This is a genomic window from Streptomyces sp. NPDC001222, assembly GCF_042896945.1.
GTDB lineage: Bacteria > Actinomycetota > Actinomycetes > Streptomycetales > Streptomycetaceae > Streptomyces > Streptomyces gibsoniae.
In genome coordinates this window covers 481,531-496,660 of the sequence record NZ_JBIAXT010000002.1, presented here as the reverse complement: position 1 = coordinate 496,660, position 15,130 = coordinate 481,531, and the positions used below count along the sequence as shown (strand labels likewise).

Here is a 15,130-nt window from a genome sequence, read left to right as displayed (position 1 = left end):
AGAAGAGTCGGGGATCTTCCCGATCTGTCCATCCTTGTGGCATGAAGTCAAGCAATGGCCATTTCCGCAGCCGCGGGGAGGGCCCCGAGAGTTCGGTCGAGAAGCGCGAAGGCCGCGCTCCGGCCCCGGAAGGCGCCGGCACGGACGGCCAGGCGAGCTACGAGGACCCCTGGCAGGACGCGCTCACACCCGGCTGGGGCGAACTGGACGGAACGGGCGCTCCCGCACCCGATGTGCCGCGCATGCGCACGGAACAGGAGGAAACCGGCCGGGTGGCGGACGTCTACCTGGAGGTTCAGCGCAGCGAGGCGTTCCGGGAGGTGCGCCGCAGATACCGGCGGTTCGTGATCCCGGGTTTCGCCGTCTTCTTCACCTGGTACGTGGGGTACGTGGTGGCGGCGCAGACGGCCCCCGGGCTGATGGGCCGGCCGGTGGCGGGCTCCGTGAACGTGGCGATGCTCGCGGGGTTGGGACAGTTCCTCACGACGTTCCTTCTCACCTGGGCGTACGCACGGCATGCTCGGCTGCGCAGGGACCGGGCCGCGTTGGATCTGCGCTGGGACACCCAGGAGCTCACGCGAGGACTCAGGGGTGGCGAGCGGTGACCGGACACCATCAGGCGCTGGCGCTGGTGCTCTTCAGCGTCTTCGTCGCGATCACACTGGGGATCACGACCTGGGTGAGCCGCAACCGGCACGGGTCGGCGGAGGAGTTCTATGCGGGCGGGCGGCTGTTCTCGTCCATGGAGAATGGTTTTGCCATCGCGGGCGACTACATGTCGGCGGCCTCCTTCCTGGGTGTGACCGGGCTGATCGCGCTCTTCGGGTACGACGGGATGCTGTATGTGGTGGGCTTCCTGGTGGCCTGGCTCGTGGTGCTGTTCTTCGTGGCCGAACTGGTGCGCAACTGCGGGCGGTTCACGCTCGCGGACGTGATCGCGGCGCGGATGCGTGAACGGCCGGTGCGGATCGCTGCGGGCATGTCCTCGGTGACGGTGTCCGTGCTGTATCTGGTGGCGCAGATGGTGGGAGCGGGCAGCCTGGTCGCGCTGCTGTTCGGGGGCACCAGCGCGGGCGCGCGCGCCTGGACGGTGATCGTCGTCGGCGCGCTCATGGTGATCTATGTGTCGATGGGCGGCATGCGGGCCACGACCTGGATCCAGATCGTCAAGGCCATGCTCCTGCTCGGCGGCACGATCGCGCTGACCGTGCTCGTCCTGGTGCGCTTCCACGGGAACGTCGATGTGCTGCTGCACACGGCGGCGGAGCGCAGCGGGCACGGTGAGGCGTTTCTCGCGCCGGGCCTGAAGTACGGCGGGGACTGGACCGCGCGGATCGACTTCATCAGCCTGGGCCTTGCGCTGGTGCTGGGCACCGCCGGGCTGCCGCACATCCTGTCCCGCTTCTACACGGTGCCGACCGCCCGGGCCGCCCGGCGCTCGGTGGTCTGGTCGGTCGGGCTCATCGGCGGTTTCTATCTGATGATGATCGTGCTCGGCTTCGGTGCCGCCGCCGTCGTCGGACCCAGCGCGGTGCGGGAGTCCAACGCGGCCGGGAACACGGCGGTGGCCCTGTTGGCGCTGAACCTGGGCGGCGGAGCGAACTCCACCGGGGGAACGGTCCTGTTCGCCATGGTCGCCGCGATCGCCTTCGCCACCATCCTCGCGGTCGTCGCCGGAATCACCCTCGCGTCCTCGGCCGCCGTCGCCCACGATCTGTACGCGTCGCTGCGGCGGCGGCGCTCCAGGCCGCCCAGCGAGGTGGCGGTGGCGCGGGTCGCGGCGGTCGGGATCGGCGGCGTCGCGATCGGGCTCGGGCTGCTCGCCCGCGACCTCAACGTGGCCTTCCTGGTGGGGCTCGCCTTCGCGGTCTCCGCGTCCGCGAACCTGCCCGTCCTGATGTACGCGCTCTTCTGGCGCAACTTCACGACCAGGGGCGCCGTGTGGGCGGTCTACGGCGGTCTCGTGCCCGCACTGGGACTGGTGGTGCTGTCCCCGGTCGTCTCGGGCAGTCCCGGATCGCTCTTTCCGAGCGTCGACTTCCAGTACTTCCCGCTGCAGAACCCGGGCATCGTCTCGGTCCCGCTCGGCTTCCTCGCGGGCTGGCTCGGCACGGTCACCTCGGCGGAACCGGCCGACGAGGCCAAGCACGCGGAGACCGAGGTCCGGTCGCTCACGGGCGCCGGGGCCGTCTGACGGTCCCGGACGCTGGGGCTCCTCCGGTGACGTACCCGACGAGCCGGGGCGCCCGCGCCGAGGGTCCCGGTGCCGGCCGCATCGCCTCCCGGCGGGCCCCGGGGCAAGGCCCGGGTCCCGTCGGGCCGTTGCCCTACGGCGCCACCCACGTGTACTGGTGTTCCGGCCGCCCCGTGTCGCCGTACTTCAGGGAGAGCCGCAGGCGCCCGGCCTGTTCCAGGTGGCGCAGATAGCGTTGGGCGGTGGAGCGGCTGAGGCCCGTTCTGGTGGCCACCTCGTGGGCGGAGAGCGGCTGTTCGGCCTGGTGCAGCACGTCGCAGATGAGGTCCGTCGTGGGTTCCGAGTGGCCACTGGGCAGCCTGGGCGACGAGGCGACCGGGGTGGTGCGCAGCGCGCCGAAGATACGGTCGACCTGTTCCTGGCCCGCCACCCCCCGGCCGCCGACCCGGTCGACGGTGCGGCGCAGGGCGGCGTACGAGTCGAGGCGGGTGCGCAGGGCCGCGAAGGTGAACGGCTTCACCAGGTAGTGCAGGGCGCCCAGCCGCATCGCGTTCTGCACGGTCGCCACATCGCTCGCCGCCGTGATCATGATGACGTCCGTGCCGTGCCCGCGTTCCCGCATGTGGTGGACCAGTTCCAGACCCGTCTGATCGGGCAGATAGTGGTCGAGCAGGACCAGGTCGATCGGGGCACGCTCCACGGCGGCCAGCGCCTGGGCGGCGCTGTGTGCGCGGGCGGCGACCCGGAAGCCGGGAACCTTCCCCACGTACTTCGCGTTGATCTCGGCGACGCGGAAATCGTCGTCCACGACCAGGACGTCAATCATCGGGCCTCTCTCCCTCAAACCCAGGCGAGCGTTAAGCCCGTGTTTCGGCTCCGCTGTTGTAGCGCGAGCAAAATGAGCACAACAGACTCTTGCAAGCAGAAGACGGGGTTGCGCTCACAAGACTGCAGTTGTGGCCCGCACCACATCTACGGTCCCGGCCATGAGCACAGACACCAGCCCCGCCATCGAGCTACGGGGCGCGAGCAAGATCTTCAAGACCCCGTCGGGGGGTCTGCACACGGCCGTCCGGGACCTGAACCTGACGGTGGGGCGTGGCGAGTTCGTCGCCGTCGTGGGGCCCACCGGGTGCGGCAAGTCGACGACCCTGACCCTGGTCAGCGGTCTGGAGGAGCCCACCGAGGGCGAGGTCCTGGTGGCGGGCGAGCCCGTCGCGGGTGTCGGGGCCAAGGTCGGTTTCGTCTTCCAGCAGGACGCCACGTTCCCCTGGCGCACCGTGCTGTCCAACGTCATGGCAGGCCCCCGTTTCCGTGGCATGCCCAAGGCGGAGGCCCGGGAGAAGGCGCGCGAGTGGCTGGGCCGGGTCGGGCTCGCCGCGTTCGAGGACCGCTACCCGCACCAGCTCTCCGGCGGCCAGCGCAAGCGTGTGGCCCTCGCCGCGACCTTCGTCAACGACCCCGAGATCCTGCTCATGGACGAGCCGTTCTCGGCGCTCGACGTGCAGACCCGGGCGCTGATGTCCGACGAGTTGCTGGAGCTGTGGGAGGGCACGGGCGCCTCCGTCGTCTTCGTCACCCACGACCTGGAGGAGTCGATCGCGCTGGCCGACAAGGTCGTCGTGATGACGGCCGGCCCCGCGACCGTGAAGCGGGTCTTCGACATCGATCTGCCGCGCCCGCGCAAGGTGGAGTCGGTGCGTCTGGAGCCGCGGTTCATCGAGATCTACCGCGAGATCTGGGAGTCGCTCGGCGAAGAGGTCCGCATCACCCGCGAGAGGGGTGCCGCCCGTGTCGCCTGACGTCATCTCCGCGCCGGCCACGGTCGAGGCGCCCAAGACCGACCGCGTCCACTCACGCGCGCGTGCCGCCCGCAAACGCAGGGCCGTCGTCCTGCTGGCGCGTGTGCTGCTGCTGGTCGCCGTGCTGGGCCTCTGGGAGGTGCTCGCCCGGACCGAAGTCATCGACCCGTTCAACTTCTCGATGCCGTCGAAGATCTGGGACCAGATCTACACCTGGATCACCCACGGCACCGCGCTCGGTTCGCTCGGCGAGCAGATCTGGGTCACCCTCCAGGAGGCGCTGCTCGGCTGGATCATCGGTGTGGTGGCCGGTGTGCTCTGCGGTATCGCGCTGGGCCGGGTCGCCTTCCTCGCCGATGTCCTCGGCCCGTACATCAAGGTGCTCAACTCGATCCCCAGGATCGTTCTCGCGCCCATCTTCGTGATCTGGTTCGGGCTCGGCCCGTCGTCCAAGGTGGCGTCGGCCGTCGTCCTGGTCTTCTTTCCGGTGTTCTTCAACGCCTTCCAGGGCGCCCGCGAGGTCGACCGCAACCTCGTCGCCAACGCCCGCATCCTGGGCGCCAGTGACCGGCGTGTGACCCTTCAGGTCGTCATCCCGTCGGCCACCTCGTGGATCTTCACCAGTCTCCACGTCAGCTTCGGCTTCGCCCTCATCGGCGCCATCGTCGGCGAGTACATCGGGGCCACCAAGGGCGTCGGTCTGCTCGTCGCCCAGTCGCAGGGCACCTTCAACGCGGCGGGTGTGTACGCCGCGATGGTCATCCTCGCGGTCGTCGCGCTGGTGGCCGAGGGACTGCTCACCTTCGCCGAGCGCCGCATCTTCCGCTGGAAGCCGTCGGACTCCGAGCACTGACCCTTCTCTTCGCTCCTTCCCCGCTTGTCTCTCCCGCACCGCCATCTCACAAGGACGTGAAACGCCATGCGCAAGTCCGCCAGAATCGCCGCTCTCGCCGCCAGCGGCCTGCTCGCCGTCACCTCGCTCACCGCCTGTGCCAACGACGCCGCCTCCACCGCCTCCTCCGGTTCCGGCAGCAAGGGGGACGGCAAGGGCGAGAAGGTCAAGATCATGGTGGGCGGCCTGGACAAGGTCATCTACATGCCCGCCATGCTCACCCAGCGGCTCGGCTACTTCGACGCCGAGGGCCTCGACGTGGAGCTGCTGAGCGAGCCGGCCGGCGTGCAGGCCGAGACGGCGCTCGTCTCCGGGCAGGTCCAGGGCGCCGTCGGGTTCTACGACCACACGCTCGATCTGCAGACCAAGGGCAAGCACGTCGAGTCCGTGGTGCAGTTCTCGCACGCGCCCGGTGAGGTCGAGATCGTCTCCGGCAAGGCTGCCAAGGACATCGGCTCGCCCAAGGACTTCAAGGGCAAGAAGCTCGGGATCACGGGCCTCGGTTCCTCGACGGACTTCCTCACCAAGTACCTGGCGGTCAAGAACGGCGTGCAGGTCGACGAGTTCAGCCCGGTCGCCGTCGGAGCCGGTCCGACGTTCGTCTCCGCCCTCCAGAAGGGCTCCATCGACGCCGGTATGACCACTGACCCGACCGTCGCCACGGTCATCCAGAAGAACCTCGGGCGGGTGCTCGTCGACATGCGCACCCCCCAGGGGTCGCAGGAGGCGCTCGGCGGCCCGTACCCGTCGTCCAGCCTCTACATGCAGACGGACTGGGTCGACAGCCACAAGGACACGGTCCAGAAGCTGGTCAACGCGTTTGTGAAGACCCTGAAGTGGATGGCCACGCACTCCGCGAGCGAGATCGCCGCGAAGATGCCCGCCGACTACTCCCAGGGCAACCAGACGCTCTACGCGAGCGCCATCAAGAGCACGCTGCCGATGTTCACCGCGGACGGCGTGATGCCCGAGAACGGGCCCGAGACCGTCGAGAAGGTCCTCAAGGCGTTCAACCCCAACATCAAGAACGCCAAGATCGACCTCGACAAGACGTACACCACGGAGTTCGCCAAGAAGGCCGCCGGCTGAGCCCGCCGGCCGTGCCCTCAGGCGCGGGCCGTCCAGGAGTAGCGATGCTCCGGGCGGCCCGCGTCGCCGTACTTGAGGGTCAGCGTGGCCCGTCCCGTCCGCTCCAGGAGCTTCAGATAGCGCTGGGCGGTCTGCCGGCTCAGTCCGGTCCGGTCGGCGATCTCCTGTGCGGACAGCGGCTGTTCGGCGTTCATCAGGGCACGACGGACGAGGTCCGCGGTGCTGGGGGAGTGGCTTCTCGGGAGCCCCGACACCGAACCGGCCGACAGGGCCCCGAAGATGCGGTCGACCTCGGGCTGCTCGGCCTCACCGCCGCCGTCGAGGGTGCGGCGCAGTTCGGCGTAGGCCTCCAGCTTGGCCCGCAGGCCCGCGAACGCGAAGGGCTTGACCAGGTACTGCAGGACCCCGTGCCGCATCGCCGCCTGCACGGTCTGCACATCACGGGCCGCGGTCACCATGATCACATCGGTGTCGTGACCACGTCGGCGCATCTCCTGGACGACCGCGATCCCCGTGTCATCGGGCAGATAGTGGTCCATCAGCACCAGGTCCGGTCGGGGCGGGGCCTCCAACAGGCGCAGTGCCTCCGCCGCGCTGTGTGCCTTCGCGGCCACCCGGAAGCCGGGGACCTTCTCCACGTACGCGGCGTTGACCCGCGCGACGCGCAGATCGTCGTCCACCACCAGGACGTCGATCGGCCGGCTCATCGCGCCCCCTCCTCGCGCCCGTGCACGGCTGCGCGCAGGCCGGTTTCGCTGTCTCCGGGTGTCTTCTGCGTGGGAATGAGGCCCCGGCGGTCCTCGGCCGGCGGGCCCGGCTCCTCGAGTGCCTCCGGCAGTACGACGGTGAACTCCGCGCCGCCGCCCTCAGCCTCGTCCACATGGGCCGTGCCGCCCTGGCGTTCGGCGAGCCGGCGCACCAGCGACAGACCGATCCCGCGTTTGCCGTAGGCCGGGGGCTGCTTGGTCGACCATCCGTCGGTGAAGACCAGCTCCCGCCGCTCGGCCGGGATTCCGGGCCCCGTGTCGCACACCCGGAGGACCGCCGTACGCCGCTCGGCGCGCAGCTCGACCTCCACGCGCGCGTGCGGTGTGCCCGCTACGGCGTCCAGTGCGTTGTCGACCAGGTTCCCCACGATCGTGACCACCCCCCTCGGATCGATCAACCGGTTCGGCAGCAGCGTGCGGTCCGCGATCCACAGAGCCACACCGCGCTCCGCGGCGACCGTGGCCTTACCCACCAGCAGCGCGGCGAGCAGCGGATCGTGGATCTTCTCGGTGACCTGTTCCGCGGTGGCCCGGTGATCGCCCACCACCTCGCCGACGAACTCCACGGCCTCGTCGTACATCTCCAGTTCGAGCAGCCCCAGGAGCGTGTGCATTCGGTTGGCGTGTTCGTGGTCCTGGGCGCGCAGGGCGTCGATCAGGCCGCGTGTGGAGTCCAGTTCGCGGCCCAGCTGCTCCAACTCGGTGCGGTCGCGCAGGGTGGCGACGGCGCCTCCGTCGTCGGTGGGCATACGGTTGGCGACCAGGACCCGATGACCGCGGACGGTGAGCAGATCGGTGCCCGTGACCCGTCCGGCGAGCACATCGGTCGTACGGCCCTCGCCGAGCGCGTCGTCGAGGGACCGGCCGACGACCTCGTCGCCGATGCCCAGCAGCCGCTGCGCCTCGTCGTTGAGGAGGCGCACCCGGCCCGTGTGGTCAAGGGCGACGACGCCCTCCCGGATGCCGTGCAGCATCGCCTCCCGCTCGGCCAGCAGTGCCGAGATGTCGGAGAAGGCGAGGTCGCGGGTCTGCCGCTGCACCCTGCGCGAGATCAGATACGCGGCCAGCGCGCCGATCGCGAGAGCCGCGCCCGCGTACGCGAACAGCCCCGGTATCGCGTGGATCAGCCCGGCCCGCACGCTGTTGTACTCGATGCCCACGGAGACCGCGCCGATGATCCGGCCGTGCGCGTCCCGCAGGGGCACCTTGCCGCGGGCCGAGCGGCCCAGGGTGCCGCTGTCGATCTGCATGACCTCCCTGCCGGCCAGGGCCTCACTCGGGTCGGTCGAGACCTTCTTGCCGATCTGCGTGGGGTCCGTGTGCGACCAGCGCACATGCCGCATGTTCATCACCACGACGTACTCGGCCCCGCTGGCCTTGCGGATACGTTCCGCCTCGGCCTGCACGGGCCCGTCGACCGACGGCCGTGTCGACTGAAGGTCCTTGGCGATCTGCGGCTGGGCGGCCGTGGCCTGCGCGATCGCCAGGGCCTGACGCATCGCCTGGTCGTCCAGCATGTGACCGAGCGGGGCCAGGAACAGCCCGGTCGCGAGCACGGCGACGCCCGCGGCGATCGCCACCAGCATGAGCAGGAGCTGCGAGAACATCCGCCGCGGCAGCCCGAGACGCAGCCGTCGTGCAGGGGGAGATGGGCTCATGCGTACGACGGTACGGGGACGGACGGCCCCTGCCATAGGTGGGGTGACACCGATCTCCCGGGGCGCCCGCGGGGCCGGCGGCTCAGCAGTGCGCGTGGTCCGCGAGGGCCGTGGCAGGCAGTTCCCGCACCGACACGACGTCCATCCGGGCCGGCGAACCCAGCGGCGAACCGCAGCTTTCCTGGCGCGGCGGCAGAGAGGCGCCCTGCGCCACCAGAACGCGCCAGAGCCGGCCGTCGTTGTGGGCGACGGTGACCTCCCAGCGCGGCGCGGCACCGTCCGTGCGGACGACGGTCAGCGCGTCCGCCGCGTACTCGTGGGCCGATGTGCGCACCGCCAGCTCCGCCGCCTGCGCGGGCCGCTCCCAGGCGGAGCTGCCACGGCAGCCCTCCACCACGACCCGCCCCTCGCGAACGCCGTGCAGGACCTCCTTGACGTGCGGGGCCTGGGCCCGCCCGTACGCGTACCCGAACGGAAGGACGAGGAGTGTGGGGGAGAAGCGGTGGCCGCCGAGGTGGGTGACCTCCCAGACACCCTCGACCCCCGAGGCCGCCAGCTCGGCCGCGAGCGGGCGGCCCAGCAGGGCGCAGCAGCGGTCCCGCCTGCCGTTGGTGCAGACGAGCGCGAGGGGGGCGCCTGTGTGGGGCTCGCCCCGGAGCGATACGTCGAAGCTACGGGGATCGCCGCTCCCGAGCGCCGTGAAGTCCAGGTCGAGCAATCGCTCCGGCTCAGCCGTCGTGGCGGCGTGCAGCCATACCTTTCCGGGGACGGTGTGGGCCGCATACACCTGCCGTAGGGCGGGCGTGCCGTGGTCGGCGTGCCGGCCGGGGCGGCGGATGAGCGCGATGCGCACGCCGGTGCCGTCCGTGGCCGCCTCCAGGGCGCGGCCGAGCGCCTGATCCAGATGGCTCGATGTGAGCGCCTTCGGGCCCCAGGGGCCGGGCTGCTCCAGAAGCAGCCAGGTCCTGGCGGTCGCCGCGGTCCCCGCGAGGGGCTCGTCGAGGTCCCGGGACGCGGTCGTGCACGTACTCACAGAGGTGAGCCTAACCTGACTTCCTCTGTGCTGACTTCCAGCCTCGCGCTCCTGGGGCGCGTCGAGGCGCGCCAGAACCTCGGCCGGAGCGTGCGGAGGAGCGGCGATCACGCCGCGAGCTGCCTGAGCGTCGTGTCCGGCACCCGAAGTGACGCCCCGTCAGGGGGGCGACCGGTGATCCGCCCGACTCACCCTCCCGGCCTCCGGCGCCGGACTCGGCGGGCGCTCGTCGTGGCGGTCGTGCCGCAGTGGCGGGAGGGGCCGATCGACGCCACGCCACCCCCTTAGGGCACAAAGATTTGCCTTAGTGCGCGAAAGTGCTAGCCTGCTTCTAAAGCACATATTCGCGCTTTAAGGAACGGTGCGAGGTCGGGCAAAGCCGTCGATCGCATCCCGTCGCCGCTCCCGGAGCCGCACACCCGGAGACGAACATGAGTTCCACGCAGCCCTTGCTTCAGCCGTACAAGATGCATGACCTCGCTCTGGCGAACCGCGTGGTCATGGCCCCGCTGACCCGGAGCCGCGCACGCAACAGCGACCTCCTGCCCACCGACCTCCACGTCGAGTACTACGGGCAGCGGGCATCGGCCGGCCTGATCATCTCCGAGGGTGTGTGGATCAGCCGCGACGCGGTCGGATGGCATGACGTCCCGGGGCTGTACACCGACGAGCAGGTCGCCCACTGGAAGCGCGTGACGGACGCGGTCCACCAGGCGGGCGGTGTGATCTTCGCGCAGCTGTGGCACACCGGCTCGGCCTCTCACCCCGACTTCTTCGACGGCCGCCCGCCCCTTGCGCCGTCGGCCGTGAACCCCGGGCTGCTGTCTCCGACGTCGTCCGGCCGCCGGCCGACCGTGGAGCCCCTGGCGATGTCGGCGCAGGATGTCCGGCAGACGATCGCCGACTATGCGACGGCGGCCCGCAACGCCATGGCGGCGGGATTCGACGGTGTCCAGCTGCAGGCGGGCTTCAACTATCTGATCAGCCAGTTCCTCAACCCCCGCACCAACGTGCGCACGGACGTCTACGGCGGCTCGATCGAGAACCGTTCCCGGTTCCTCTTCGAGATCATCGAAGCCGTCGGTGAGTTCGTCGACCTGCGGCGCGTCGGCGTGAAGGCCGGACCCGCCTGGGGCGAGACGGGAGAGTTCGTCTCCGGGCCTGAGGCGCTGACCGAGAGCGAGTATGTACTTGGACGGCTCAACGACTACGGGCTGTCACATCTCCTGCTCATGGGCATGATGGCCGATGCCGCCGGAGGGCCGTTGGAGGACATGGCCGGCGACGGGATGTTCCGGCACTTCCGCAAGGTCTATCAGGGCACCGTCATCGCGAACGTCGGTTTCGACCGGAGTCGAGGGAACGCGGTCCTGGCCGACGGCCTGGCCGATCTGGTCGCCTACGGGCAGCCGTTCATCGCAAACCCTGATCTGCCGGCCCGGTTCGCCGCCCGTGCGCCGCTCGCCGAACCGAAGAGGGAACTCATCTACGGTCCGGACGCCGCCGGCTACATCGACTACCCGTCGCTGGAGGCGTGAGGCGGGCACCGGTGACCGGATGGCCGGTGTGCTGCCTGCCGGGCCCGGGTGCGCCGTCCGTGCGCGACCCGGGCCTGTCGGCGAGGTCCGCAGGGCTGCATCGGATCTTCCGGCCCCGAAGGCCCGAAATCCACGCAATTGCACCACTTCGGATAGTGTTGTCTGTATCTTTCCTGACCGGTTTGACAGGTGGGGAGATGATGTCGGGCAAGAGCAGGCATGGCCCGGACGTGGCGGGAGCGGGCGGGGCTGCCGGCGATGTCCGGGAACCCCCGCCCCTGGCGTCCGTACACAGTGCGGGATCGAGCACGTACGAACTGCTACGGAACGCACTCGACCGCGCGATCGCGGAACTCCAGGCACTGGGTGGCATGGTGCATCTCGGGACCCCGGGGAGCCGCAGCCTGTACCTGGCAGTGGACGATGGCCTCCAGGGGCCGTCGGCCCGGCACTGGGACGAGGTCGACCGCGGCTCGCCGAACGCGCCTGCCTGCGCGGTCCGCACGAACGCCCCGGCATGGACGGCGGTGAGTCCCGGCCTCGACCCGTCCCCTCCGGGCCTGCCCACGGGAACCGGACTGCTCTCGGTGCCGATACCGGCCCCGGACGAGCCGCTCGGCGCGCTCTCCGTCTTCACGCGCAGGCCGCAGGAGCCGGTACTGCACCGGCAACTGACGGCCGTGGCGGTCCGGATCGCCGACTGTCTGCACGGCGGCGCGGGACATCCCGGGCCCGCGGACACGGGACGCCCGGGGTGCCACCCCGCTGCGGCCCCCTCCGTCGGATTCTGGGGCTGGGACTTCGGTACCGGCAGGGTGATCTGGGACCGTGCCGCGCTCGACATCCTGGGGATCGACGCGAAGGGGTTCGACGGGCGGATCCGTACATGGCGGCGGCTGGTCCATCCGCAGGATCTGCCGACGGTGCTGGCCCGGGTCGACGAGGCCATCCGGGCCCACACGCTCTGCCAGGTGGAATTCCGGGTCCGCCAGCCGGACGGCAGCCTGCGCCGGGTGGAGGTCCGGGGGCAGGCTTCGAGCCTCGACGACAGCTCCGGCCCTCGTCTGGCCGGGATCGTGCGGGACGTCAGCTCGGGCCACCTGGCCGGGGAATCGGCGGAGCAAGCCCTACGACGTATGCGCGACGGATTCCTGGCCGTCGATCGCACCTGTCGGATCACCTTCGCCAATCCGGAGGCCGAGCGCCTACTCGCGCCGTCGGGGCAGTTGCTCGGGAGTGTGCTGTGGGAGGCGGTGCCCGCGCTGCGCGCGCTGGGTCTGCAGTCCGGGGCCGAGGACGTGCAGACCGAACTGGACATCAACTCGGACACCGGCCGGTGGCTGCATGTGCGACTGACCCCGCTGCCGGACGGCCTGACCCTGTGGGTCACCGACATCAGCAGCACCAGGCGGCGGCAGGCCGAGGAGGCCGCCGCCGAGGGCGCCGCCGTCGAGCGCACGGCCCACATCGCCGAGTTGACCCAAGCCCTGGCCGTAGCGGTCACCGGACACGATGTGGCCGATGTGACAGCCACCCGCATGGCGCCCCTGTTCGGAGCCAAAGGCGTCGGTGTGTGGGTTCACGAAAACGGGCGAACGTTTCTGGTGGGCAGCTGCGGCTACTCGAACGAGACCCTGCACCGGTTCGAAGGCGCCCGCGTCTCCGACCTCCCCGTGTCCGTCCAGAGCTTCATCACAGGCACTCCGCACTTCATCTCCTCTGTCGAGGAGTTCATCGGCCGCTACCCGGAACTCTCGGACCTGCCCGCCGCGAGCGGGGCCCAGGCGTGGGCCATCCTGCCGCTGATGGCCTCCGGGCACTCCGTAGGCGTCGCCTGCATCGTCTACGAGCGTCCGCACCTCTTCAGCAGCGAAGAACGCACCCTGTTCACAGCGATGAGCGGCATGGTCGCCCAGGCCATGGAGCGAGCCCGGCTGTTCGACGCCGAGCACCGCCGCGCCCATGAGTTCCAGCGCGGTCTGCTGCCCCGGACCCTGCCCGCCCTGCCCGTTGTGAGCACGGCCGCCCGCTACCAGCCCGCCGGTGACGGCATGGATGTCGGCGGCGACTGGTACGACGTCATCCCGCTGTCGTCCGAGCGGGTCGCCCTGGTCATCGGAGACGTCATGGGCCATGGCCTGGCCGAGGCCGTCACCATGGGCCGCCTGCGCAGCGCGGGCCGTACGCTCGCCGATCTGGAGCAGCCGCTGGACGAGCTGTTCTTCCACCTCAACGAAGTCGTGAGTACTTTCGGGGACGACTTCTACGCCACCTGCCTCTGCATCGTCTACGACCCGGCCGGCCAGGTGTGCCAGGCCATCACCGCCGGCCATCCCCCGCCGGTCGTAGTCCTGCCCGACGGAACCACCTACTTCCCCGACCTGCCCGTCAACTCGCCGCTCGGTGCCGCAGCGCCGCCCTTCGACACGGCCGAGTTCAGCCTGCCGGACGGCGCCCTGCTCGCGCTCTACACCGACGGCCTCGTCGTGTCCGGCGAGCTGGACATCGGCGAAGGCATGGACCGATTGGCCCGCCACCTGCGCCTCGACCGACCCGGTCCTGTGTGCGCCCAGGCGACGGAGACCCTCGACGACCTGTGCGACCGCCTGATCACCACCCTGCTGCCCGAGCAGCACATCGTCCGCGACGACAGCGCGCTGCTCGTCGCCCGCGCCCACGCACTGGCTCCCGAGGACATCTTCTGCCGGCAACTGCCGGACGACCCCAAAGCCGCCGGTCAGGCTCGTACCTGTGTCCGGGACCAGCTCGCCGCCTGGAACCTGGACGAGCTGATCACGACCACCGAACTCGTCGTCAGCGAACTCGTGGGCAACGTCGTACGCCACGCGGGAGGACCGATCACGCTACGGCTGCTGCGCGGACGGGCCCTTGTCTGCGAGGTCACCGACGGGAGCCCCACGATGCCCAGGATCCGCCGCGCGACCGACACCGACGAGAGCGGCCGCGGGCTTCAGTTGATCGCCGCTCTCACCAGCCGCTGGGGCGCCCGCTACACCGTCTCCGGCAAATGCATCTGGACCGAGCAGCCCTTGACCGCCGACCTGTCCTGGTGAGCCCGTGAGGACTTCCTACCCGCCGAGTTCCGCCGCGACCCTGTCAAGGCACGCCTGGTAGAAGCCCACCATGGCGGTCGTGGCCGCCTCCTCGGTGACTCCCGGCGCGGGCTCGAACTCGGCGGCCCAGTCGATCGCGGACCGGTCCGGGCCGAGCGCCGTCACCGTGAGGCGAGCGGTGAAGTCCCGGACGGGGACCGGCCCGGGGTCGTCGAAGCGGTAGTGGTGAAAGAGCGGTCCCTCTTCCATGAGCCTTTCGACGAGCCGCGCGCCGTCACGCATCGTGATGACACGGGTCTGCTGGTCCTCGTTCTTCTGGACACCGGCGACGCCCGGCATCCACTTCTCCACGGCGTAGAAGTCACCGATGAGATCCCACACCTCGGCGGCGGGGGCGTCGTAGTGCTGGTTCAGGCTGAAGGCGGTCATGTGCTCGGTCCTCACGGGTGCCGGTGTGGGCTATCGGTGGCTGAGGGCGTCCTTGCCGGCGATGTGTATGTCGGCTTGGTGGGTGACGCGGGTGCCGAGGTGTTCGGCGGTGGCGATGTCGGCGGGGTGGACGGTGTCGGTGCCGCCGTCCTGGGGGGTGGAGGCGGCAGCGCCGATCCAGTAACCGAGGCGGTTGAGGTCGTTCTCGTCGGCGGTGAGGGCGTTCCAGCCCGGGGGGAGGCCGAGGCCGACCCAGATCATGTGGTGTTGGGTGGCGAGGGCGGTCATGAAGGCGAGGGTGTTGGACTTGTCGCCGCTCTTGGAGGCGGAGTTGGTGAAGCCGGCGGCGATCTTGTCGGCCCAGGTGTTGTTGAGGTAGCGGCGGCTGGTGGCCTCCGCGAAGGCGTGGAAGGCGGAGGAGGCGCCGCCCATGTAGGTGGGGGAGCCGAAGATGATGGCGTCGGCGTCGTCGAGGCGCTGCCAGTCCTCGTCGGTGATGGTGTCGACGGGGATGGAGGTGACGTCGGCGCCTGCCTTTTCGGCGCCGCGTCGGACGGCTTGGGCGAGGACGGCGGTGTGTCCGTAGCCGGAGTGGTAGGCGATGGCGATGCGGGGGCGGCGGGTGGTGGTCATGCCGGATTGCTCCTTGAGTAG

The 15,130-nt window shown here is 70.2% G+C and carries 13 protein-coding genes; 7 read left to right on the top strand and 6 right to left on the bottom strand.

The window, feature by feature from the left end; all coding sequences use genetic code 11:
• Positions 1-41 precede the first annotated feature (41 nt).
• The gene (locus ACFY2Z_RS05275; protein ID WP_390742817.1) at positions 42-605 is read left to right on the top strand and encodes a DUF485 domain-containing protein; all 564 of its coding nucleotides are present in this window, start codon (positions 42-44) and stop codon (positions 603-605) included.
• Positions 602-2,194, top strand: coding sequence for a cation acetate symporter (locus tag ACFY2Z_RS05270; protein WP_390742816.1), 1,593 nt, complete (start codon positions 602-604; stop codon positions 2,192-2,194). The genes ACFY2Z_RS05275 and ACFY2Z_RS05270 overlap by 4 nt, the downstream gene beginning before the upstream one ends.
• Positions 2,195-2,327: 133 nt before the next feature.
• Here the strand turns inward: ACFY2Z_RS05270 and ACFY2Z_RS05265 are convergent, their stop codons facing one another.
• Positions 2,328-3,020: a response regulator gene (locus tag ACFY2Z_RS05265; RefSeq protein WP_390742815.1), complete on the bottom strand. Its 693-nt coding sequence runs from the start codon at positions 3,018-3,020 to the stop codon at positions 2,328-2,330.
• Positions 3,021-3,180: 160 nt separating this feature from the next.
• Here ACFY2Z_RS05265 and ACFY2Z_RS05260 point away from each other — a divergent pair, with 160 nt between their 5' ends.
• From ACFY2Z_RS05260 to ACFY2Z_RS05250, 3 genes are all read left to right on the top strand, one after another.
• Positions 3,181-3,996, top strand: a complete 816-nt coding sequence (locus ACFY2Z_RS05260) for an ABC transporter ATP-binding protein (RefSeq protein WP_390742814.1) — start codon at positions 3,181-3,183, stop codon at positions 3,994-3,996.
• Positions 3,986-4,849, top strand: a complete 864-nt coding sequence (locus tag ACFY2Z_RS05255; RefSeq protein ID WP_390742813.1) for an ABC transporter permease — start codon at positions 3,986-3,988, stop codon at positions 4,847-4,849. The genes ACFY2Z_RS05260 and ACFY2Z_RS05255 overlap by 11 nt, the downstream gene beginning before the upstream one ends.
• A gap of 66 nt (positions 4,850-4,915) precedes the next feature.
• A complete protein-coding gene (locus ACFY2Z_RS05250) occupies positions 4,916-5,977 on the top strand; it encodes an ABC transporter substrate-binding protein (RefSeq protein ID WP_390742812.1) in 1,062 nt (353 codons plus the stop codon).
• 17 nt (positions 5,978-5,994) lie between these two features.
• Here the strand turns inward: ACFY2Z_RS05250 and ACFY2Z_RS05245 are convergent, their stop codons facing one another.
• From ACFY2Z_RS05245 to ACFY2Z_RS05235, 3 genes are all read right to left on the bottom strand, one after another.
• Positions 5,995-6,684: a response regulator gene (locus ACFY2Z_RS05245; protein WP_390742811.1), complete on the bottom strand. Its 690-nt coding sequence runs from the start codon at positions 6,682-6,684 to the stop codon at positions 5,995-5,997.
• Positions 6,681-8,402: an ATP-binding protein gene (locus ACFY2Z_RS05240; protein ID WP_390742810.1), complete on the bottom strand. Its 1,722-nt coding sequence runs from the start codon at positions 8,400-8,402 to the stop codon at positions 6,681-6,683. Before ACFY2Z_RS05240 ends, ACFY2Z_RS05245 begins: the two co-directional genes overlap by 4 nt.
• 82 nt (positions 8,403-8,484) lie before the next feature.
• Positions 8,485-9,435 (bottom strand): sucrase ferredoxin, encoded by a 951-nt coding sequence (locus ACFY2Z_RS05235; RefSeq protein WP_390742809.1) that lies wholly within the window; start codon positions 9,433-9,435, stop codon positions 8,485-8,487.
• A gap of 431 nt (positions 9,436-9,866) precedes the next feature.
• Between ACFY2Z_RS05235 and ACFY2Z_RS05230 the strand changes: the two genes are divergently transcribed.
• Complete coding sequence (locus ACFY2Z_RS05230) at positions 9,867-10,973, top strand: alkene reductase (RefSeq protein WP_390742808.1); 1,107 nt, start codon at positions 9,867-9,869, stop codon at positions 10,971-10,973.
• 197 nt (positions 10,974-11,170) lie between these two features.
• Positions 11,171-14,047, top strand: a complete 2,877-nt coding sequence (locus tag ACFY2Z_RS05225) for a SpoIIE family protein phosphatase (protein WP_390742807.1) — start codon at positions 11,171-11,173, stop codon at positions 14,045-14,047.
• A 15-nt stretch (positions 14,048-14,062) separates the two neighbouring features.
• Here the strand turns inward: ACFY2Z_RS05225 and ACFY2Z_RS05220 are convergent, their stop codons facing one another.
• Both ACFY2Z_RS05220 and ACFY2Z_RS05215 read right to left on the bottom strand, forming a co-directional pair.
• Positions 14,063-14,476 carry an SRPBCC family protein gene (locus ACFY2Z_RS05220; RefSeq protein ID WP_390742806.1) on the bottom strand — a complete coding sequence of 138 codons (414 nt, stop codon included), beginning with the start codon at positions 14,474-14,476 and terminating at the stop codon, positions 14,063-14,065.
• A gap of 30 nt (positions 14,477-14,506) precedes the next feature.
• Positions 14,507-15,109 carry a flavodoxin family protein gene (locus ACFY2Z_RS05215; protein ID WP_390742805.1) on the bottom strand — a complete coding sequence of 201 codons (603 nt, stop codon included), beginning with the start codon at positions 15,107-15,109 and terminating at the stop codon, positions 14,507-14,509.
• Positions 15,110-15,130: the final 21 nt, after the last annotated feature.